Origin of the sequence: Shewanella sp. WXL01 (genome assembly GCF_012263345.1) — a bacterium.
GTDB classification, from domain to species: domain Bacteria; phylum Pseudomonadota; class Gammaproteobacteria; order Enterobacterales; family Shewanellaceae; genus Shewanella; species Shewanella maritima.
Genome location: NZ_JAAIKQ010000001.1, coordinates 901315 through 923656 on the forward strand (window position 1 = coordinate 901315; position 22342 = coordinate 923656).

Consider the following 22342-nt stretch of genomic DNA (forward strand, 5'->3'; position numbering starts at 1 on the left):
TTATCGGTGAGAACTTGTTGGCGGTTTACATGGTTTTTGACATGAAACCGAAGTGCTCACTAGTACAAAATTTAATGTCTCGAAGCAGATAGTCCGTGATGTTAATTGAATCACTGGCACATAATATCGAGTCATTAAACCAACGCTACATAAATGGTAGCGAATTGATGAAAAATGGGGTTGATGATGAAAAACGTTAAAACTTTAGCATTAGCAGTAGCTGCGGCAGCTACTATGACTGCAACTACAGCACAAGCTGAGCAATACTACGGTTTTGCTAATGTGTCTATAAACTACCTAGACTGGACTTCAAACACGACTGAACGTTCTGGTAAAGAAGACTTCGTATATTTAGAAGTTGAAGGTGGTGCGGGTTACGATTGGGGTGATGTATATGGCTTCATCGACTTCGAAAACCCAACCAAAATGAACTGGAAAGAAGAGCAAAAAACTCAAAACCCACAAAAGCAATTCCGTATTGCTGCTAAGGGTTCTGTTGCTGTAAACATGGGCGATAGCAACTTCAATTACTATGGTCACTTATACAGCATCTCTGACTCTTCAGGTTTCTACGAGCAAAACACAGTATTAGGTGTTAGCTACGACTACAATACTGACTTTGGTCTATGGGTTAAGCCTTTCTTAGGCGCTCACTTTGTTCATAACAACTTCATCGGCGCTGGCTTTAACGGCGGCATGGGTGGTTGGGTACTTGGCTACAACTTCAAGCTAGGTGGCCAAGACATGATGATCACTAACTGGAACGAAATCGAATTCAGCCGTAGCGATGAGCACGCTGGTGCCAACGGTGGTAAAACTGGTCTAAACGGTGCGGTAGCACTATGGTGGAATGCAACTAAAGATTTCACTTTAGGTGTTCAATACCGTTACGCTCACCAGAAGCTAGGTTCTGCAGAATACCAAAATGCAGCAATCTTCTCTGCTAAGTACAACTTCTAAGTTGTACTTTTGGGAGCCATTTATGGCTCCCATATTTTTATGTGAATTTACGTAAAATTTACATAAAAATATGGGAATTTCATAAATTTTTAGTAAAGTACATTGTTCCCTATATCATAATAACCAATGTACTTTATTAAAGGTTAAACGCGCTAAAACGGACTTTTCGCGGAAATAGATGTCACATGTCTATGTTTCTCTTTTCCGGTCTTCATGGATTCAAGTCGTGGTACTCGCTATCAGATTGAATACAACATTGAGCAAGCTCATGACTTTTTACTGTGAGTTTGTTGGCAATAAATTGAGAAGGCCCGGCCATAACAATAATCATATAAGCCAGCTAATTATGTTGCCTATTCAGACTATTTTTTATATTTGTTTCGGAGAACAAAAATGACTGATTTAAAGCAAGCCGCCCAAATGGGAATTCAATTAATGGATCTCACCACCTTGAATGATAATGATACTGATCAAAAGGTTATCGATCTGTGTCATAAGGCGAAAACGCCAGCTGGCAACACAGCGGCAATTTGTATTTACCCACGTTTTATCCCAATCGCTCGTAAAACGCTGAACGAGCTTAACTGCGAAGATGTAAAAATCGCCACAGTGACTAACTTCCCTCATGGTAACGATGACATTGCAATTGCTGTGCTTGAAACTCGCGCAGCTGTTGCTTACGGCGCAGATGAAGTTGACGTTGTATTCCCATATCGTGCATTGATGGCAGGAAATGAAACTGTTGGTTTTGAGCTAGTAAAAGCGTGTAAAGAAGCCTGTGGTGAAGACGTACTGTTAAAAGTGATTATCGAATCTGGTGAGCTAAACGACCCAGCATTAATCCGTAAAGCATCTGAGTTGTCAATCGACGCCGGTGCTGACTTCATTAAAACCTCTACAGGTAAAGTGCCAGTTAACGCTACCATTGAAGCTGCTGAAATCATGCTAACTGTTATCAGCGAAAAGAACACTAAAGTTGGTTTTAAACCAGCAGGCGGTGTACGTGATGCTGCGCAAACAGCAGAGTTTCTAGGCGTTGCTCAGCGTATTCTAGGTGACGACTGGGTTAGCCCGCGCACCTTCCGCTTTGGTGCATCAAGCCTATTAAACAGCTTGCTTCATACTCTTGAGCTTGCAGAAGCACCTCAAGCAAACCAGGGTTACTAATTTCAATTAGGTTTGCCGTATTCAAGTACCTGCAGCGGTGTCATTTTTGGACTCGGTTGCAGGTTGTTTGATTTAAAGTGACCTAACCCTAGGTGACTAGAGGAGCAGTATATGTTTCTAGCACAAGAGATTATTCGTAAAAAGCGTAATGGTGAAGCCCTGTCACAAGCTGAGATCCAGTTCTTTGTGGATGGCATCACCAACAACAGTGTTTCTGAAGGGCAGATTGCCGCACTGGGAATGGCTGTTTACTTTAATGATATGAACATGGATGAGCGTATTGCATTAACCAGTGCCATGCGCGACTCAGGTACAGTGCTTAATTGGGACAGCTTAAAAGTTCATGGCCCAATTATCGACAAACATAGTACAGGCGGCGTAGGTGACGTGATTAGCCTTATGCTTGGCCCAATGGCGGCAGCTTGTGGTGGCTATGTACCTATGATTTCAGGCCGCGGCCTTGGCCATACCGGTGGCACCTTAGATAAGTTTGATGCGATTCCAGGTTATCAAACTGAGCCAGACAGCGAGCTATTTCGTAAGGTAGTGAAAGATGCTGGTGTGGCGATTATTGGTCAAACGGGTGATTTAGTCCCTGCAGACAAGCGCTTTTACTCTATTCGCGATAATACAGCGACAGTTGAGTCTATTTCACTGATCACGGCTTCGATTCTATCGAAAAAGCTAGCAGCTGGTTTAGATGCCTTAGCAATGGATGTCAAAGTCGGTTCTGGCGCATTTATGCCAACCTATGAAGCCTCTGAAGAGCTTGCTAAGAGTATCACTGCAGTGGCTAACGGCGCAGGCACTAAAACTACCGCCTTGCTAACCGACATGAATCAAGTGTTAGCTTCATGTGCAGGTAACGCACTTGAAGTAAAAGAGGCTATTCAATTTTTAACCGGCGAGTATCGTAATCCGCGTCTTTATGAAGTCACCATGGGACTGTGTGCAGAAATGTTGCAACTTGGCGGACTGGCCAAGGATGAGACGGAAGCACGAAATAAACTCAACATGGTACTAGATAATGGTTTAGCGGCTGAAAAGTTCGCTAAAATGGTATCAGGATTAGGCGGGCCAACAGATTTTGTTGAAGCGTATGACAAGTACCTACCAAAAGCTGGCATCATTAAACCTGTTTACGCAGATAAAGCTGGCTTTGTAAATCAAATGGACACCCGTGAGCTTGGACTATCTGTGGTGACATTAGGTGGCGGACGTCGTAAACCTGGTGATGCGTTAGATTACAGTGTAGGTCTTTCAGATGTTGTAGCGCTTGGCAGTCAAGTTAATGCAGACAAACCTATTGCAGTGATACATGCACAAACGCAAGCGGCTTTTGAAGAGGCCGAGCAAGCGGTGAAAGCAGCAATTATTATTGCCGATACAGCGCCTGAGGCGACACCAGAAATTTACCGCTATATCCGCCACGGCGATTGCTAAGAGGTAAAGTTATGAAACGTACATTTATTTTAATGCTAGATTCTTTCGGTTTAGGTGCGACAGAAGATGCCGATAAATTCGGTGATGTTGGCTCTGACACCTTTGGTCATATTGCCAAGGCGTGTGCACAGGGCGAGGCTGAAGATGGCCGCAGCGGCCCGCTAACTCTGCCAAATCTAGCTAAGCTTGGTCTAGGTCACGCAGGTTTTGAGTCAACCGGTAAGTTTGCTGATGGCTTTGACGATAAAGTTGAAGTGATAGGTGCATACGGCCACGCTAAAGAGCTAAGTTCAGGTAAAGACACTCCAAGTGGTCACTGGGAAATGGCTGGTGTGCCAGTATTGTATGAATGGGGTTATTTCAAAGACGTTGAAAACTCATTCCCAACTGAGCTCACCGATAAAATTCTCGAGCGAGCAGGGCTAGATGGCTTTTTAGGTAACTGCCATTCATCGGGTACTGTGATCCTAGAAAAGCTGGGTGAAGAGCACATGAAAACCGGCAAGCCGATTTTCTATACTTCTGCTGACTCAGTATTTCAGATTGCTTGTCACGAAGAAACTTTTGGGCTTGAGAACTTGTATCGCTTGTGTGAAATCGCTCGTGAAGAGCTTGAGCCGTACAACATTGGCCGCGTTATCGCTCGTCCATTTGTGGGCAGCGATGCAAGTGACTTTGCTCGTACTGGCAATCGTCATGATTATGCGGTTCAACCTCCTGCGCCAACTGTGCTCGATAAGCTAAAAGAGGCCGGCGGTGAAGTGGTTTCTATCGGTAAGATTGCTGATATCTACGCTAACTGCGGTATTACGCAAAAGTTCAAGGCGAACGGTTTAGAGCAGCTGTTTGATAGCACACTTGAGCAGGTTAAACGCGCAGGTGACAACACTATCGTGTTTACTAACTTTGTTGATTTTGACTCGCATTATGGTCACCGCCGCGACATTGCCGGTTATGCCAAAGCGCTAGAGTATTTCGACTCACGTTTACCTGAGCTATTTGAAATTTTGCAGCCAGATGATTTGGTGATTTTCACCGCTGATCACGGCTGTGACCCATCTTGGCAAGGCACCGACCACACCCGCGAACACGTGCCAGTACTGGCGCTAGGTGGCGGCTTAGCTGCTGGCTCATTAGGGCGTCGTAATTCATTTGCTGATATTGGTCAGTCTATTGCAAGTTACTTTGGTTTACCTGCAATGGATTACGGTGAGTCGTTCATTTAACGGCTTTACCAACAACACATTTAATCATGAGCCCAACTAACTTGCGAATAACAGCATGTGGGCTCATAAGTTGAATATTTAAAGAAACATAGGGGTTATATTCATGGCAACACCACACATTAATGCAGCTGAAGGCGCATTTGCTGAAACCGTTTTATTTCCTGGCGATCCACTACGCGCTAAGTACATTGCTGAGACTTTCTTAGAAGATGTAGAGCAAGTGACTGACGTACGTAACATGCTAGGTTTTACTGGTACTTACAAAGGTAAGCGTATCTCTGTTATGGGTAGTGGTATGGGCATTCCATCTTGCTCTATCTATGCTCACGAGCTAATCAAAGAATACGGTGTTAAAAACCTAATCCGTGTTGGTAGTTGTGGCGCGATTAGTGCTGACGTTAAGCTTCGCGACGTGATCATCGGTATGGGTGCTTGTACTGATTCACAAGCAAACCGTTTACGTTTTAAAAACCAAGATTTTGCGGCAATTGCTGACTACAGTCTACTAAGCGCTGTTGTTGAATCTGCTAAAAAGCATGATATTAAGACAAAAGTGGGTAATGTATTCTCTGCTGATCTATTCTACACGCCAGACCCAGAAATGTTTGACGTAATGGAGCGCATGGGCGTTCTTGGTGTAGAAATGGAAGCTGCTGGTCTATACGGCGTAGCACACGAACTAGGTGCAAAAGCGCTGTGTGTTGTAACTGTTTCTGACCACATCCGTACTGGTGAGCAAACCACTTCTGATGAGCGTCAAACGACTTTCAATGACATGATTATCATGACATTAGATGCTGCGGTTGACCTATAATCATTAGCTTTAATTAGTTGAATGAATTAGAAAAGGGCTCATAGAGCCCTTTTTTGTTGCTGTTTTAACTGCTGCAATTATTTGGGCTTAGCTTCAACTTCTGTCTGTTGTGCTTTACCTTTAGCGCGTTTCTCAGCTGATTTTGTCGCTTTTTTTCTTACCTTAGTTGGCGCCAGCCTGGTTTTAGCGCGGGTACGTCTACGCATAAAGTCAGCCCGCTTAAACGATAGCGCGCGCGATAGCATTAAACCAATTACCCCCGCGACAACCAACATCATTTGCTGCAGCTCCATGCTCTTTTCATGTAGCACCTTAATTTCTTCAAAGAAGTGCTTTAGGTTGAGACGAATTTCAACATACCCCAGATTATTACCATTTTGGATGACATTTTCGATAAGTGGTGGGTAGCTTTGCAGTAAGCGCTTCATTTCGTCTGAATTAGCCGCGTATTCTTCGTAGGTGAGACTTTGCGAGAAGGCTAGACGCAATCCCTGTGAACTATAGATATGGATTGAAACCACTTTTGGGTCTTGAGTTAACGAGTTTGCTAACCATTGCAGTTGCTCATCATTTTGCAGGTACATAGCGGGTGCTGCGCCCGTCGCCACCTGTTTAGCCAGTAACCTTGCCATGATTTCAGTTTGGGATTGTATTAACTCTTGGCCGTTTTTAAGACTGGTTTGCCAAAGGTTCACTAAGCCAAAAATCAACGCGATTGCTGAGATGACTTGGAGCAGGCGGCTAAACTGTTGCCTTTTCTTAAGACCTTTAACAAATATCACTTTAATCCTCAGTTATTATTCTGTTTAATGTGAGTGGTTCGAGCCGAGGTATGACGCCTACTAGACTCACTAGAGAATGTAAGTTTTAAGCTAGCTTTCAAGTCACGCTTATATTTTTTGGCTAAAGAGCACTTAGTGGAAAGAGTATCAAGAGCATAATAAGTTTATGTTATCCAAAGCGAAAAGCAATGGTATTCACGGCTGAAGGTGCGTTTATTTTATTCTTGTTACAGCTGAGTCCTTACAGCGATATATCGTGCTGATGAGAATAAACCGTCATTCATTTCCCTATGTAACAATAACGCTAGTAAAGCAGACTAGCAGTGATAACAGCGGAGTATATTGTGGTTGAAGTTAGCGTTCTAAATTGGTTAACCAAGCAAACAACAAGTGTTTTAGACCTTGAACACGGGCAAGTTAGCCGCTATCAGGAATCTCAATTCGATAAAATAAGCTCAGCTACAAGCGCTCAATTGCGAGTGGTGTTTGACCCAAGTGATACTGATACCTGCGCCGCGCTTGATAACTGGTTGGCAAAGCTAACATTGACACGAGTAACATCAAACTATTCGATATGTTTGCTAACGCGTAGTAACAGTTACCTTGGCTTTGAGCTGACATTTAATGCTCAACATCAAGACGTGGTAGCTGATTTTCCCAGCTCAAGTTTAGCGCAATATTTTTGGATGACTCAGCCTTTAGCAAAACTCGCTCAGCCAGGTTTGCTAGTGATGGATATGGACTCGACAGCCATTGAAATTGAGTGTATTGACGAGTTAGCCGCGATGGCTGGAGTAGGTGATGCGGTCGCTGAAGTGACGGCTCAGGCCATGCGTGGAGAGCTTGATTTTGAGCAAAGCCTGCGCACCAGAGTGAGTAAACTTGCTGGTGCTGATGAGGCAATTATTACTGAGCTTTGCGCTAATTTACCGATTATGCCAGGGCTTGAGGATTCGCTTAGTGAGCTTAAGCAGCACCAGTGGAAGTTAGTGGTTGCATCTGGTGGCTTTACACCTTTTGTGAACGACTTAAAGCAAAAACTGGGTTTAGATGCCGCGTTTGCCAATGAGCTGGTGATTGAAAGCGGCACGCTTAATGGCACCGTTACGGGCGATGTAGTCGACGCTCAGTACAAAGCCGATGTGGTGGTACGTATGGCTGAGCAATGGGGTATAGGGTGCGGGCAGCGTGTTGCAATTGGTGATGGTGCTAACGATATTCCTATGATTAATCAGGCTGATTTAGGCTTGGCATTTCACGCGAAACCTAAATTAAAACAGCAAGCCGATATTGCTATCGATAGGCTAGATATGCGCGCGCTGGTATTCTGTTTACAGGGCTAATCTCTTTACTGGGCTAGTTTCTGTACTGGACCAACAGTGAGTTAAAAGGTTTTGTTTTGAAAGCGCCTTATTGCCTAAGCGGTTGCGCTTGGGCAATTGAAACGCTAGTTTAGTATTATCACTCTAATTAAATTTTACCCTGTTTTGAATCTAGCTATTAAACAAGAGTCATTATTCCTTCCTTACCGTCAAGGGCAGCTGCATTTACGCCACATTGCCCCAAAGCTAGCTACACATAATCATCCACCCATTTTGATGCTGCATGGCGCTATGTCTAACGGCAAGGTGTTTTATAGCGATAAAGGTAAGGGCTTAGCGTGTTTTTTAGCAAAAGCTGGGTTTGATGTTTATGTGCTTGATAGTGCTGGGCGCGGTTTAAGCGAGCCTCCAATTAGCCGTGATTTTAACCTTGGGCAAAGCGATGTGATTAAAGAACAACTGCCGCTAGCACAAGCGTTTATTTTAAAGCGTCATCCTCTTGAGCAAAAAGTGCATTGGTGTGCCCATTCATGGGGCGGCGTGTTAATGGCGAGCTGTATCGTGCGCTTTGAGCATATTCAGCAAAGTGTATTGTCACTACTGACCTTTGGTACTAAGCGAACCATTAAGGTTCAGAACTGGCGCAAATGGTTAATGGTGGATTTGGTGTGGAATCGACTGGCACCAGCCTGTGCTAAAAAGACCGGTTTTTTGAATGCGCAAAAGCTTAAAATGGGTATGGATAATGAAACCCGAGCCTCGCTTAGCAATACCATAGATTGGGTACGAGGTGACTGGATAGACACTGATGATGGTTTTGACTACCGTCAGGCTGCTGTAGATGTTAACTGGCCTAAAACCTGGTTTATTGCGGCTAAAAAAGATCGCGTGTTAGGTAATCCATCTGATGTACAAGATATGCTGGCAGAGTGTGGCCTAAACGAGGCTAAGTATACCTTGCTAGCTAAGCGAAATGGTTATCTTGATGATTATGATCATGCATCTATGCTTACCGCCCCTCATGCCATTGACGATCATTTTGTGCAGATCCGTCAGTGGTACTTAGCGCATGATCTTGGTTGAGGTGCAAAAGTATTTTTGGACTGAAATATATTAGTTAGCAGCGGAGCGTTGCTATTACTGATTAAGCTCAGGAAAGCGCAGCTCAACCTCGGCGGTAATATCAATCAACTCACCAGTACCCACCACGCGCCAAAGCTGTTCTTCCAGTTGTTTTGCCCTATGAGGTGCGTGGACATTGATAAACTCTAACTCGCGGCGAATGTACTTCATATCTGGCTTGCCTGTTGCGCCTCGGTAAACTCGCAGTGCCATAAATTTACCCGTCGATTTACTCTGCTTGATGAACAAAGCTTGTGATTCACTCGATTCAAACTCAGACACCACCTGACAAACTAAATGAATGTTGCCGCGGGCATGTTTTGTAAGCTGAATGAATACCTCAAAAAAGTCCATATCATGAGTGGGTTTCATTGCCTTAATAGGGTCAAGAATGTGTTCTTTTAAAACACCATTGTCCAGCAGAGGTGTCATGTCGTATTGCAAAACTTTGTCAGCATTTTGAGCAAATAAATGACTTATTTCATCAGGTTTTGTGCCTACTCCTAAACAGCCCATTTGCAGGTTCTTAGCGGTCTTTTCAATAAAGTAAGGCACACCCACCAGTTGCCTCATCGCTAAGTTTTTCATGCCATCAGCGAGCTCTTTCTGCTCTCCTTGAGTGTCAGATAGCTGAGCGAGTTTTTCTTTGTTGTGGACGATGAGTTTATTGAGAAACTCAACACCATTGTGAGTGCTATGACCGATATTGGCACTAAGATGCAAGATCTGTCCATTCTGACGAGCACGCAGTAATTGGTAGGGCTGATTACTCAGATCGGTTTTCCCAGCCATGGTTTGCAGCCTAGGGAAGCTAAGTTGAACCTCTGCAGGAAATTGGAAGTCAATTGGTTCATCTAAATAAACCTGTAAGCCGCGACTCGATATATCATGGGTAATCCCTACCGCTTTCTTACCATTTTGCAGCACATGCACCAGAGTTTTAAAGGCAAAGCGTGCTTCACGGCGGCGTTCGCTAAAAGGCATGGATACTTTTCTAATGGTATCTTTAGCGACTTTTTTCTGGGTAAAGACTTTAAGTTTATTGACGTTATCGTTATTAAACCACTGCTTATACTGCGCTTTTATTTCATCATTGGTAAGGTCGATAAGTTGTAGCACGTGAGTGAACTTAGCCAACTCAGTTTCAGTGAGGCTTGCGTAGCGTTGATCTTCACCGGGCAAGGTTGAGGTTTTATAGTTTTTACTGTGATCGATCTTTTGCACCGTGACCTTAAATACCCGCCAGCTTGCTTTTGAAGCACTAAAACCTAAAAACAGAGGCAGGCTATCATGCTCTTTAAGTTCAGCAAGGGTTGCTGAGTAAAACCTCAGTTGCCCGTTGGCATTGTGGGTAAAGCAAAACATCAAATGATGATCGGGGTTTGTCGGTTGTTTAACCAGATTAACCAGGCGTTTAAAGGTGAGCAGTTCAGGTAGCTGGCTAACGTTATTTTCATCAGAGAAGTAATGCTGGAGCGGTTGGTTACCTCTGGCAAGCAGCTCATGAGTGATCTGAGGTCTGCCATTGACCATAGCGATAAACAGCGGTAAATGAGGCTGCAGCGGCAGGTAGTGACGCTCATGGCCTAAGCCTTTTGCCGTTACATTTACGTCGTTAATGTCAACTTTATAGCGAAACTTGTAGCCGCGAATTAGCTGGGTAATGACCTGATCTAGTTCTTTACCGCCGCCGACGCGTTTAAGGCGAAATATGGCGTTGTTGTCTTTGTTTTCGATATTGACGATTTGATAGTCAACGCCATGTTGTAAATCTTCAAAGAAGAACTCTTCATTCAAGTCCAGTAGTTTGACCTTAAGTGGCTCATCTTGATCAAATCTATGCTTAATCGGTAATTTGACGCGGGCACCACCGACAGATAAATCCAGCGTAGCGCCAAATGTTTTCGCGCCGTTTGCCTGGCTGGCCTCAATCTTAATGCTGTAGTTCATCCGCTCTTCGCTGCGGTGAAAATAGCTGCCTAAAACCACACCCGGAACCAAAAATTGGTTAGTAGGCGATTCCGCTTCATTAACCGTGTCTCTAGCTTTGGCTCTGCGTTGACGGTGAGATTCAATCACATGCTCATAGACACCAAGGGTGTATTTGTTTCGATAGAGTGGGAGTGCGCTTAATAGCGCTTCTTTGGCTGGTTCATCAAGAAAATGACGCTGCTCGGCTATGGTCACTTCTTCACATGGCAGCTCAGATTTATCGCGCAAATCAATAATACGCGTACACGCCGCAGTGATGCGGTTTAGCTCCATTTTTATCAAAAAACGGCTAGAGTTACTTTCACCCGCGGTTAATTGCTCGAAGATGTCGGCGAAGTCAGGCTCCATCATCAAGGGTTTTAACTGTTCAATTAATTCGCTGTGATTGTCTAAACTCATTCTGGCATCGTTTTATTGATTAGTTTTATAATGATTATTGTCAGTGCGGCTGATAGTCTTATCGGCAGACAAAGGCGATACTTGATTATCTCAGGTGAGATAATGTTTTTCCAATCTTTAGATAATCTTAAGTGTTGCAGCCAAGTAAAAACAAGATAGAGACTTATGGCAAAAAATAAGACCGCATACGTTTGTAATGAGTGTGGACAAGACTTTCCCCGCTGGCAAGGTCAATGTAGCGCATGTAACGAGTGGAATACGATTACCGAAGTACGTTTAGGCAGCTCAAGCGCGAAGCGTACTCATCAATTTTCTGGCTATGCAGGGCAAACCAGTAATCAAGTACAAACCTTAGATCAAATTGATTTGTCTGAGCTGCCGCGTATTGCCAGTAGCTTTGGCGAGTTCGACAGAGTGCTTGGTGGTGGTATTGTGCCAGGCAGCGCGATTTTAATTGGTGGTCATCCTGGCGCCGGTAAAAGTACCTTGCTACTGCAAACCCTGTGTCAGTTATCCGAGTCGATGAATGCACTGTACGTAACGGGTGAGGAGTCACTGCAACAGGTAGCTATGCGTGCTCACCGATTAGGACTGCCAACACAAAAACTTCGCATGCTCTCTGAGACTTCGGTAGAAGCTATTTGCGATATTGCCTTAAATGAAAAGCCAAAAATTATGGTGGTGGACTCGATTCAGGTAATGCATATGGCTGATATTCAGTCTTCACCTGGCAGTGTGTCTCAGGTGCGGGAGTCGGCGTCGTATTTAACGCGCTTTGCTAAGCAGCAGGGCATTGCGGTGATTATGGTGGGCCATGTCACTAAAGATGGTAGCTTAGCTGGTCCTAAAGTGTTGGAGCACTGTATTGACTGCTCGGTTATGTTTGAAGGTGATAGTGATAGTCGCTATCGCACCTTACGCTCACATAAAAACCGTTTTGGTGCGATCAACGAGCTAGGTGTATTTGCCATGACCGAGCGTGGTTTAAAAGAAGTGGCGAATCCGTCTGCAATTTTTTTGTCTCGCGAGGAGGCAAGCTCTGGCTCATTGGTGATGGTTGTGTGGGAAGGCACGCGCCCTTTGTTGGTGGAATTGCAGGTACTTGTGGATAATTCCGCCATGGCGAACCCGCGCCGGGTTGCAGTTGGTATGGATGCTAACCGCTTAGCGATGTTGCTTGCGGTTATGCATCGTCACGGTGGCTTGCAAATGTCAGATCAAGACGTATTCGTCAACGTGGTCGGCGGCGTTAAAGTCAGCGAAACCAGTGCGGACTTAACCTTGTTGTTAGCTATGGTTTCAAGCTTTCGTGGTGAGATTATGTCACCTGAGCTAGTGGTATTTGGTGAGGTGGGGTTGTCTGGCGAGATTAGGCCTGTGCCGAATGGGCAGGAGCGTTTGATTGAGGCGGCTAAGCATGGCTTTAAACGTGCGATTGTCCCTAAAGCGAATATGCCAAAAAAAGCGCCAGAGGGTATGGAAGTGATAGGAGTGACTAAATTAGCTCAAGCATTAGAAGCGTTATAAATTATGCTCGCGAGATAATGTAGAGCGGAATACAGTCAATGCAAAAAAGCGCTCAAAAGAGCGCTTTTGGGTATGAATCGCTCCAACCAATGTAGGGAGCATGCTATCGCACTCGTTATTCGTTGTCTTTTAACTCGGCTAGTAGCTCAATTTCACGATTAAGTAGCTCAGCATCCCCGACATTGAGTTCAATGATCCGGCGCAAGTGACTAATGCTTTCTACATCAATGTGATGGCACTTTAATCCTAAATATTCAGGAGTTTTATGGATTAAAGTGGTCTCCATATGCAACTCAACATCCGAGTCTGGCAAAATAAATTCTAGCTTGAATCCTGTATTTACCTGACCAGTAAAATTATCAGGGCGTTTTACCAGTGCGCCGTTTAAACTCAAATCAAGGATTTTAGTGCGCCAAGATTGATCCGTCTGGATAATGTAGGCACTGGCTGCAAATAGGGTTCGTGAAAACTTACGTCGCTCATCCATGGTTACGTCCTTAAGAGTAAAAGGAGTTTATAAGTATCATACGTCAAAATCAGTCCTTATGTACCTCTGAGGAGTAGATTTGTTTTGGTAGCTCTATCACAAACTTAGCACCTTTTTCTGGCTCAGTAATAAGGTCAACTTTGCCTTTTAGCACCTGATTAACCAAATTAAATAAAATGTTCATCCCAAGGCCGCTACCGCCTTTACCTCGCTTGGTGGTAAAGAAAGGGGTGAATATTTGCTGCTTTACTGATTCCGTCATGCCATGGCCATCATCTTGGTAGGTCATTGTGAGTCCATCTTGGTGCTCCACAAACGTTAGTGACAAATTACCTGATTCGCCCTGCTTAAAACCATGGATAATAGAGTTATTTATTAAATTACTGATGATTTGATAGAAGGCGCCAGGGTGACTATGTAGCATAATATCGTCAGGGCACTCGTAATGATAATTGTGTGGCGTACGTGACAGTAATGGTTTAAGTGAAACAAAAATTTCATCGAGATAATGTTTAAGGTTGAAGTCGCGCAAGTCTTCATGGGATTGATCTACCGATACCTTCTTAAAGCTTTGGATTAATGTTGATGCGCGGTTAAGGTTGGACAGCACCAGCTTAGTACAGTCTGCCACTTCGTCTTGATAAGCTTGGAAGTCTTCATGGGATACCTCTCCAGCATCATATTTGCGGTTAAACTCGTCAACGCTATCTGCAAGGTGCGATATCGCGGTCACGCTGATCCCAATAGGTGTATTTATTTCATGAGTAATACTGGCCACTAGGCCGCCAAGCGTTGCCATTTTTTCTTTGTCGATGAGTTCGTCACGCGTGAGCTGAAGCTCTTCTGTTCGTGCTTTAACTCTATCCTCTAGCTCAATGTTGAGCGCTTTTAGCTGTGCCTCGGTTTCTTTCAAGGTTTGAATGTTCTTGATTGTGCCTGTTATGCGCTTGGGTCTGCCTTGTTCATCTCGCTCAACAACTTTGCCGCGGTTAAGTACCCAAATCCAAGAACCATCAAGTCCTAAACCACGATAGGTCAACTCAAAATCTTGTTTGCCAAGCTTAAGGCACTTTTCAATATCGGATTGAACCTCAAGTAAATCATCTGGGTGCACGACAGTGTTTAGAGTGTGCGCTAAATTTTTTTCAACCTCGGGGTAGGTTAAGAATACATTGGAACGTATTGCTTTCTTTGCGGCTAAATCCCAGTCCCAAAACTCATCTCCGCTGCCCCATAATGAAAGTTGCAGTCGCTGTTCACTTTTAGCGACTTTTTCCATCATTTCAACCTTGGTTCGAAACTTCTTTAGCTGCATTGAAACGAGTAACCACACAATTACTGTTGCAGCTAAAAGATAGAGTAGATAAGCCCACCAGGTTTGCCATGGTGCAGGAGCGATATAAATATCTAAGGTTCTGGTAGGGCTATATTGTTGGTTGATGTTACGAGCTCTAACTTGAAATTGATACTGCCCTGGCGCGAGCCCGGTAAAATGTGCCCTGTAACTTTTTTGGTCACTAAACCATTGGTTATGTAGACCTTGCATTCGATACTCATAGCTGATTTGACTCGCGTGATGCAGGTGCACACTATGGAATTTAAATGCAAACAGGGCATCTTTATGACTGAGGTTAAGCATTTTTGCATAACCAATATAGCCTGCTTGTGAGAAGCGATTATTCGGGCCTAATTGCTGTACTTTGCTGAGCAATAGAAACTCGTCAATAACCGGTGTTTTTGGTGCGCGAACAGGCGGTAATGCAGATACTAGTATATGGTTGAATCCGTTAATGCCACCTAAATAAACGCGATTATCACTATCAACAAAACCTGCGCCAAAGTTAAATTCGTTCGCCTGCAGTCCGTCGATATCGGTATAGTTTTTGTAGGAATTTTCTTTGGGATTATAGACAGATAAACCGTTCGAGGTGCCAATCCAAAGCTGATCAATATTGTCTTTCAACATGAGGTAGGCAACATTGTCGATTAAGCCTGAGTCTTTATTTAATAGTTGTACCTGTTTGCTATTCGGGTCGAAAGCAAAAACGCCATCGCTGGAGGAAATCCATAGCTTTTCGTCAATGATATAAGCTTTAAATAGGTGCTTGCTGGGGAACTGTGGCAGTGTTTGCGGCGAATATTCGGTCATTTTACCTTGGGGCGTCATCTGAATAAGGCCGCCGCCATAGGTTAAAATCCAGTAGTTGTTTGCATCGTCCTGAAGAACGTTTGTCACTTCGTTGATTGGCAATCCATAACTATCATCGCTACTTGCAGCCCAGGTTCGAAATCCATTTTCTTGCCCCAAGAATAGGCTTAAACCGCCATCTTTAGTCGTCACCCAGGCTTGTTGCTGATTATCAAAATACAGGCTGTAGAGGTAGTCACTAGCTATGGTTTTTGGGTCGCTGGCGTTGTGGCGATACTGCTTGATATTGGCATTGTGACTGTCATACAGGTATAGGCCTTCACCTCGGGTACCTATCCAATACGTCCCTTCGGCGTCTTGTTTAATGAAGCTAATAAAGCTGTAAGGGTTAAAATCAGGATGTTCAAAGCGGCTAAACCCAATGATTTGTTTGTCTGCAGACTCATCTGCTAAATACAAACCTTGAGCAGTGCCTATCCATAGCTGATTACTGCTGTCTCGATAGATGCTACGTATGTCGGTATCAAGCAGGTTATGGTTGTCAAAGCTGTATTGATTGATAGTGTTAAAAACCAAGCCATTGAGGTAGGTCTTGCTTAAACCATCGCCTTTGCTGCCTATCCACAATTGGTTTTCTTCGTCAAGCCAGAGTTTGGTCATTGCCGTGCTGCGCAGGCTAGTGATATTGCCCGGCTCGTATTTGAGGTGCTTAAATTCACTTCTGTCCTGACTAAGCCATCCTAGGCCTGCATTTGCAAATGCAATCCATAAATTATTTTGTCTGTCTTGCTGTAGATCACTTATTGCAAAGCCCGTTAGGCTTGCTGGTAACATATCTTGTTTAAGCTCAACTAATGGGTTGCTGTATTGATCTGCAAGTAGTGATACACAAATTAGCGCATCTTGCTCATTGGCGACCCATAACCTGTGGTCTTCTCCCTGAGTTATAGCGTGAATCGGTTGATTTAAGGCAGGGTGTTGAAAACCATGAAATCGCTTGGCATGACTATCAAATAGCTGCAGCCCATTTTCGTGCGCTACCCACACCCGTTTTAAATCGTCAAAGTAGATGTGGGAGATATTCTCACCACTTAAATTGGCTTGATTAAGTTTATATTGGCCAGTGACATTGAGAGATTTAGGGTCAAAGATAAAAATCCCTTGGTCACTACCGAACCAGATGTTTCCTTCATTGTCTTCGCTAATAGCTTGTATACCAGTTTGTGGCAGATCAGTGACATCTTTAAAATGCTCAAAGGCATCGTTTTTGTGGTCATAGCGATTAATACCATCGCTTAAGGTACTCAGCCAGAGTTGTCCGCTCTTACTGTAGTAAAGGTGGCTTATGTGGTTGGCTGATGGGCCTGAGTTGCCATTTTTTAAATAGACTTTGATTTCAGCGCCATTGTAACGATTTAGCCCTGCTTGCGTCGCGACCCACAAATAGCCACTTTGATCTGTAACTAGATCGTTGACTGTATTCATCGATAAACCATGCTCAGCTGCTAGGGTTTCAAACTGTATAGATGCGGCAACTTGACCACTCAAAGCAAGAGTGGCCATCAAGGTTAAACAAAGTTGGCTGAGGGAGTTTACAAGCGCTTTCAAGCACAATTCCTATTTCAGTAAAAGGTATTAACGATACTGAAATAAGTGTAGGTGGAATTTGAATAATTGCGAGAAAATCAATGAAATACAAAAGGAGCACCGAAGTGCTCCTTTTAAGGTTTTAGGCTCTGCGCAAAGCCGCTTGATAGGTCAGGTTTTATACCAATAGGTGACCCATTAGGGCAATCACAGGTAGGGTGACCAGAGTACGTAGGATAAATACCATAAATAACTCGAAGAAGTTAACCGGGATCTTACTACCAATCAGTAGCGCACCCACTTCACTCATATAAATCAGCTGAGTGACTGATAGCGCAGCAATCACAAAGCGAGTGAGATCTGACTCAATTGAGCTTGCAAGAATTGATGGAATGAACATATCCGCAAAACCCACCACAATCGTTTGCGAGGCAGCACTTGCTTCAGGGATTTGCAATAGCTCTAGCAGTGGAATAAATGGCATGCCTAGGTAGGTAAAGATTGGCGTATGTTCAGCTAGAATCAATGCAACTGTACCAATCGCCATGACAACAGGGATAACGCCAAAGACCATATCAATGGCATTCTTCGAACCTTCAGATAAAAGTTGTTTCACGCCGCCCGCTTTCTCTGCGCGTTTTAGCGCTAGACCAAAGCCCCAACTAAAAATTCCATGTTCGGTAGGAATGCTCTCGCTATCTTGTTTGGCTTCACTACCATCGATGTATTCATCTTTCTTCCAAGACAGAGGTGGCAGCTTAGGTACTATGATCGCAGCAATAATACCGGCTAAACAGACAGTGATGTAAAAAGGTACGAATAAGTGCTCAAGCTTAACTTGTGAAATTACTACCAGACTAAAGGTAATGGATACCGCCGAGAAAGAGGTACCGATTACAGCGGCTTCTCTTTGAGTGTAGAAGTTTGTTTCGTATTGCTTATTGGTCATCAAAATACCAACACTGCCATCGCCTAACCATGAAGCCATACAGTTAACTGCACTACGACCCGGAAGATTAAATACCGGGCGCATGATTTTGGTTAGCAAAGTGCCAAAAAACTCTAGCAAGCCAAAGTTGAGCAGTAGTGGGAGTAACATACCTGCAAAGATAAATACTGAGAAGAGTGTTGGGATCAAGTCGTTTAGTACAAATCCACCTGTTGCCCCCGAAATGATTGGTTCAGGGCCAATCTGAAATTGTGCCATCACAATGAAAATAGCACCGAAAACACGTACTACGCTCCAAAATGGCGATACGTTAAGTAAGGTATTGAGAAAGTGGCTTTGAGTGACTTGTTTCGGTTGGCTGACTTTCACAACTATAGTGACTAAAGCCATTAACACGACAATGCCAGTTGCAATGGCTGGAATGATATCGCCAAAGTAGGCTTGCACACCTTTTGACAATACTGCAATTGGAATCGTGATTGCATCGTTATGACTAATCGGTGTCATAAATAATAACAGACCTATGATTGATGGGATCAAAAAGGTCAGTATGGTTTTTAAACTGTGTTGTTGTTTTTGTGTGGTCACTTTATTTGGCCTTTGTTCTTAAGTGCAACTGAGGTTGCGTTTAGCTTGCCGTCGCAGTTAGGTAGGAGTTCCTTCCCATAAGGGCGCAAGATTACTCTCAATATAGTTTGAAGTAAAATGATTAGTGGTTTGAATATTTATTTGCTTAAAGTGATTAGTTATTTTGCTGTCTGGTTCACATATTAAAATATATAACAATCAATGTGTTAAATAAATGTTTACCACTGGTTTGTGGGTGTCTTGTTTGGTGTGAAATGTATGTTACTTGGTGGGGCGTTATTTTTTGTTTTGAGCATGTCAGTTCCAGCTGCCACATCATGGAACTTAGAATGAAATTAATAACGAGTATAGCCAGTAGTATAATTACTGAACGAAAAACTGATTAACTTTACGTGAAAGCAAGAGGCAGCCCCATTTTTTTTTGTTCAACTTGAGTTAAGCTAGAGTTGATAAAAAATAAAAGCATACTGATGACACAACAAAAAAGAATTTCAAATCTAGCATTTCGCTTCGGTGCCCTAGGGATATTTGGGATTGCACTAGGATGGGCTATTGCCATTTTGATTGAGGTCGACAGTCTGTTGCATATCCCTGAGTTTATGGCGCGCACCAGTTTAAGCGAGCTAGGTACCTACTCAAAATCGCCTGCAGCGGTTTTTTTAAATGGTGGATTATTTTTTGGTAGTTTAAGTGTTGCTCTAAGCTGTTTACTGGCATTGCAATTATCAAAAGGCGTCGCTCACGGCGTCTTTTGGTTTGCTTTAGCTTTGCAGTTTATCACGTTAGCCGCTACGGGTTTGTTCCCTATGAATGTGCACCACCTGCATATGAATGCGGTATTTGCTTATCTTTGTTCAGGCGTTTTATTAGCGGTGAGTTTATTGAGTGTTAGCAAATACTTATCGCCGAAGCTGATGTGGTTAGCTAGAGTTATTGCGTTTTGGGTGGTTGTTGCCCATGTCGCTTTATTGGTTATCCCACAATACATTGAAATGTCGCAGTCAAAACCACTGCTTAATTACCTTATCGTTGTCGACCAAATCACGTCTATCTCACCAAAACCTGAGATTTGGTGGCAAGCCATGACTTACTGGAGTAGTTTGGCGTGTGTAGTTACTACAGCAATTATTAAACTAAATGCTGTGCGCAGCAGTTATCGCTAATCGCTGCGCACACAGTTATGTTGAAATATCCCTAGCTTGTTTGCGAAGTCATACCAGCTTGCCCAAACCAATAACCATTGCAATCTAATTGAGTGTTTTGATTTATGCCCAACTCATGGGATTGAAGCTCGTCAGCTCTTGAGAGCGCCGGTGCTGCAAGCTGCTCAAATGCCTGTTCAGCAATGACAAGATCATCAATGCTTCTTGCTGATAAACGCCAATAGTCGATACCCATTTGCTTCATATCATCCAATTCAGATAACAAGTTGATGCACCTGGCTGATTGAGTTTGAATGCCATTGAGCCTTAGTAGTGGTTGATTTTCCTGAGTCTGAACCAACAGCCCTTTTGGGTGCTGCTGACAGATGGTTTGGCAGTTGTCTTTATTTAGATTGAAGTGCTTAGCGGTAAAGCATCTTGCTGAGTGCGCTAATGGGATATGACCAAAACCGAATACTTCTACTTCAAATGCAGGCTTGGGCGTCATCACGTTATCGAGCCAGGCTTTAGACAGTTCATAAGGCATGACAAAACGAGTCATACCCTGTTTATGTAATAGCTCAAGTGAGGCGCGGTTGTAGTTGTTGATTGTCGGGCCGCAAACAAAGCCAAGCTTTGCCTGACTAGCTAGTTGAACCCCTGCCATATCATTGGCTTCAATTTGCCATTGGCCATTGTCGACGTAACGCTTAAGCTCAGTAAGCTCTGACTGGGCTTCAATGAGCGCCATGGTAGACAGAACAACATTTTTACCTGCATCGCTAAGTTGATGGACAATGGCAAGATAGTCTTTAAACTTTAGCTCGCGGCGCCTGCTGCAGACGGTTTCACCTAGATAAACCGTGTCTACCTTGCTTTGAGCTACCTGATTGTAAAAGTGTTCAGTATCTGCTTTTGACCAGCAGTAATGAATTGGGGCTAGAGATATTTTCATTGTGTTACTCGCTACTGCCATTGGCGGGCATAGGCCCCAAGTGTGGTGATTTGACCTTCAGATACCTTGGCAAGTGCCTGATCCCAGCTTGCTTGTGATACAAACTGCTCGGGTGAGCGCAGGTAGCTGTCAATGGCTTCACGCCATACTTTAGCTACTTGGGCAACATAGGCTGGGCTGCGTTGGCGTCCCTCAATTTTGAGAGAACGTATGCCAGCCTGAGCAAGCTCAGGAAGCAGGCTTAGGGTATTGAGGCTAGTAGGGGATTCGAGCAGGTGTTGTGGCTCATGTGTATGCTCGCTGAGATAGCGACCTTTACATACCACAGGGTAGCCAAGGTGCTGATCTTTACTTGAGCGCTCAATCAGCACTTCATTTAAACGAGTGAGTTTGTCGTCGCCATCATCTTGCCATCGTACATGCTGCGCTGGTGAGCATGAGCCGCCTGTATTGGGTGATTGTCCCGTCACATAAGAGGATAAGTGGCAGCGACCTTCCGCCATAATGCACAAGCTACCAAAAGCGAATACTTCCAAATCTACTGGACTCACTTTAGCGAGATCTTTTACCTGCTTCATCGACAGCACTCGCGGTAGTACAGCGCGCTCAATATTAAAGTTTTCTTTGTAGAACTGCAGCGCAGCTAAGTTGGTAGCGCTGGCCTGTACAGATAAGTGCAAAGGTAAATGTTTATGTTTGCTGGCGGCATAATCAAGCAAGGATAAATCTGCCACAATTAAAGCATCCAATCCAAGGTCGGCAGCGATATCTACCGCTTGATACCAGCGTGATTCTTCACCTGGTTTTGGGAAAGTATTAAGCGTGAGAAAGATTTTTTTATTCTGTTTTTTAGCGAGCACTATTGCTTTAGCGAGTTGCTGCTCGTTAAAGTTTAAACCAGCAAATGAGCGGGCATTGGTATCGTTTTTAAGTCCTAAATACACCGCATCGGCGCCGGCATTAAAGGCCGCTTTCATTGATGCTAGATTGCCTGCTGGGCAAAGTAATTCCATAGATATTGCTCTTGTTTTTATGCAGAAATGGAGTGTAAAAGTGAATGACTGTAAATGAATTGATTTAAAACAGGTTTCGCTTGATAAACTCACAGTAAAATGGCGCTTTTTGAATCTTCTAATCGCGGGAATCCAATGTCACAGGCTATCACTCAAAAAATCGCCAAAGATATTTTTACTTTTGCGCCAAAACTTAGCAGGCAAACTCTAGCTTTAGTGCCAGATAAGCTAAAACTCGACTTGTTGAGCCAGCTACTTAACTTGTTACTTGCAGAGCAAATTAAGCTGCAAGAACTCGATTTTTTACAGCATAAGTGGGTAGGGATTGTTGTTGATGATATCGGCTTATCGTTTGAGGTATCGATAGACAATAACAAGTTGCAGATAAGACCAATGGCTGACAGTGACGTGGTGTTTAGTGCCAACGTACCAGAGCTAGTGCTGGTGGCTGCAGGTAAAGAAGACCCAGATACCTTGTTTTTCCAGCGTAAGCTATTGATTGAAGGAGATACAGAGCTAGGGCTTGAGGTGAAGAATCTTCTGTTAGGTATCGAGCTAGATACCATGCCAAAGCCTGTACAAATCGCCATTGAAAAGCTTGCGATTACCATCCAGACCTTGCAAGGTCAGCTTGATATTCACTAAGCTCCGAAGCCAATGGTCTAAAGGGGTTAGCACAAGGCTACGAGCCTGGAGTTCTATTGGCAAATTTCCAAGC

At 43.8% G+C, this 22342-nt stretch carries 17 protein-coding genes; 10 read left to right on the top strand and 7 right to left on the bottom strand.

Annotation, left to right across the window (positions count from 1 at the left end):
- The first annotated feature begins 186 nt into the window (after nt 1-186).
- The 5 genes from G3R49_RS03905 to deoD all read left to right on the top strand — a co-directional run bounded on the left by G3R49_RS03905 (nt 187) and on the right by deoD (nt 5610).
- Entirely contained in the window at nt 187-960 is a 774-nt protein-coding gene (locus tag G3R49_RS03905; RefSeq protein ID WP_167868686.1) for an outer membrane protein OmpK, read from the top strand.
- A 393-nt stretch (nt 961-1353) separates the two neighbouring features.
- Nucleotides 1354-2127, top strand: coding sequence for a deoxyribose-phosphate aldolase (deoC, locus tag G3R49_RS03910; protein ID WP_130598169.1), 774 nt, complete (start codon nt 1354-1356; stop codon nt 2125-2127).
- A 111-nt stretch (nt 2128-2238) separates the two neighbouring features.
- Nucleotides 2239-3570 carry a thymidine phosphorylase gene (deoA, locus tag G3R49_RS03915; protein ID WP_167868687.1) on the top strand — a complete coding sequence of 444 codons (1332 nt, stop codon included), beginning with the start codon at nt 2239-2241 and terminating at the stop codon, nt 3568-3570.
- Between the two features lie 11 nt (nt 3571-3581).
- Nucleotides 3582-4796 carry a phosphopentomutase gene (locus G3R49_RS03920; protein ID WP_130598167.1) on the top strand — a complete coding sequence of 405 codons (1215 nt, stop codon included), beginning with the start codon at nt 3582-3584 and terminating at the stop codon, nt 4794-4796.
- A gap of 103 nt (nt 4797-4899) precedes the next feature.
- The gene (deoD, locus tag G3R49_RS03925; protein WP_130598166.1) at nt 4900-5610 is read left to right on the top strand and encodes a purine-nucleoside phosphorylase; all 711 of its coding nucleotides are present in this window, start codon (nt 4900-4902) and stop codon (nt 5608-5610) included.
- Between the two features lie 77 nt (nt 5611-5687).
- On the opposite strand, the gene G3R49_RS03930 is transcribed toward deoD, so the two are convergent.
- Nucleotides 5688-6392, bottom strand: a complete 705-nt coding sequence (locus G3R49_RS03930) for an AhpA/YtjB family protein (protein WP_167868688.1) — start codon at nt 6390-6392, stop codon at nt 5688-5690.
- A gap of 323 nt (nt 6393-6715) precedes the next feature.
- On the opposite strand from G3R49_RS03930, the gene serB reads away from it, so the two are divergent.
- Together serB and G3R49_RS03940 are read left to right on the top strand one after the other, a co-directional pair.
- A complete protein-coding gene (gene serB / locus G3R49_RS20290; protein WP_348633903.1) occupies nt 6716-7735 on the top strand; it encodes a phosphoserine phosphatase SerB in 1020 nt (339 codons plus the stop codon).
- A 144-nt stretch (nt 7736-7879) separates the two neighbouring features.
- Nucleotides 7880-8797, top strand: coding sequence for an alpha/beta hydrolase (locus G3R49_RS03940; RefSeq protein ID WP_167868689.1), 918 nt, complete (start codon nt 7880-7882; stop codon nt 8795-8797).
- Nucleotides 8798-8851: 54 nt separating this feature from the next.
- On the opposite strand, the gene G3R49_RS03945 is transcribed toward G3R49_RS03940, so the two are convergent.
- A complete protein-coding gene (locus tag G3R49_RS03945; protein WP_167868690.1) occupies nt 8852-11227 on the bottom strand; it encodes a PilZ domain-containing protein in 2376 nt (791 codons plus the stop codon).
- Nucleotides 11228-11392: 165 nt separating this feature from the next.
- Between G3R49_RS03945 and radA the strand changes: the two genes are divergently transcribed.
- A complete protein-coding gene (gene radA, locus G3R49_RS03950; protein ID WP_167868691.1) occupies nt 11393-12754 on the top strand; it encodes a DNA repair protein RadA in 1362 nt (453 codons plus the stop codon).
- 115 nt (nt 12755-12869) lie between these two features.
- Here radA and G3R49_RS03955 read toward each other — a convergent pair whose 3' ends face one another.
- The 3 genes from G3R49_RS03955 to G3R49_RS03965 all read right to left on the bottom strand — a co-directional run bounded on the left by G3R49_RS03955 (nt 12870) and on the right by G3R49_RS03965 (nt 18514).
- Nucleotides 12870-13241 carry a PilZ domain-containing protein gene (locus tag G3R49_RS03955; protein ID WP_130598161.1) on the bottom strand — a complete coding sequence of 124 codons (372 nt, stop codon included), beginning with the start codon at nt 13239-13241 and terminating at the stop codon, nt 12870-12872.
- Nucleotides 13242-13290: 49 nt separating this feature from the next.
- The gene (locus tag G3R49_RS03960) at nt 13291-16998 is read right to left on the bottom strand and encodes a two-component regulator propeller domain-containing protein (protein WP_167868692.1); all 3708 of its coding nucleotides are present in this window, start codon (nt 16996-16998) and stop codon (nt 13291-13293) included.
- Between the two features lie 157 nt (nt 16999-17155).
- Nucleotides 17156-18514 (bottom strand): YjiH family protein, encoded by a 1359-nt coding sequence (locus G3R49_RS03965; protein WP_165398972.1) that lies wholly within the window; start codon nt 18512-18514, stop codon nt 17156-17158.
- A 470-nt stretch (nt 18515-18984) separates the two neighbouring features.
- Here G3R49_RS03965 and G3R49_RS03970 point away from each other — a divergent pair, with 470 nt between their 5' ends.
- Entirely contained in the window at nt 18985-19677 is a 693-nt protein-coding gene (locus tag G3R49_RS03970; protein WP_130598159.1) for a hypothetical protein, read from the top strand.
- A gap of 31 nt (nt 19678-19708) precedes the next feature.
- Here G3R49_RS03970 and G3R49_RS03975 read toward each other — a convergent pair whose 3' ends face one another.
- A complete protein-coding gene (locus G3R49_RS03975; RefSeq protein ID WP_167868693.1) occupies nt 19709-20611 on the bottom strand; it encodes a U32 family peptidase in 903 nt (300 codons plus the stop codon).
- An 11-nt stretch (nt 20612-20622) separates the two neighbouring features.
- Nucleotides 20623-21624 carry a peptidase U32 family protein gene (locus G3R49_RS03980; protein ID WP_167868694.1) on the bottom strand — a complete coding sequence of 334 codons (1002 nt, stop codon included), beginning with the start codon at nt 21622-21624 and terminating at the stop codon, nt 20623-20625.
- A 135-nt stretch (nt 21625-21759) separates the two neighbouring features.
- Here G3R49_RS03980 and G3R49_RS03985 point away from each other — a divergent pair, with 135 nt between their 5' ends.
- Nucleotides 21760-22269 (top strand): SCP2 domain-containing protein, encoded by a 510-nt coding sequence (locus tag G3R49_RS03985; protein WP_130598156.1) that lies wholly within the window; start codon nt 21760-21762, stop codon nt 22267-22269.
- The last annotated feature ends 73 nt before the right edge of the window (nt 22270-22342 follow it).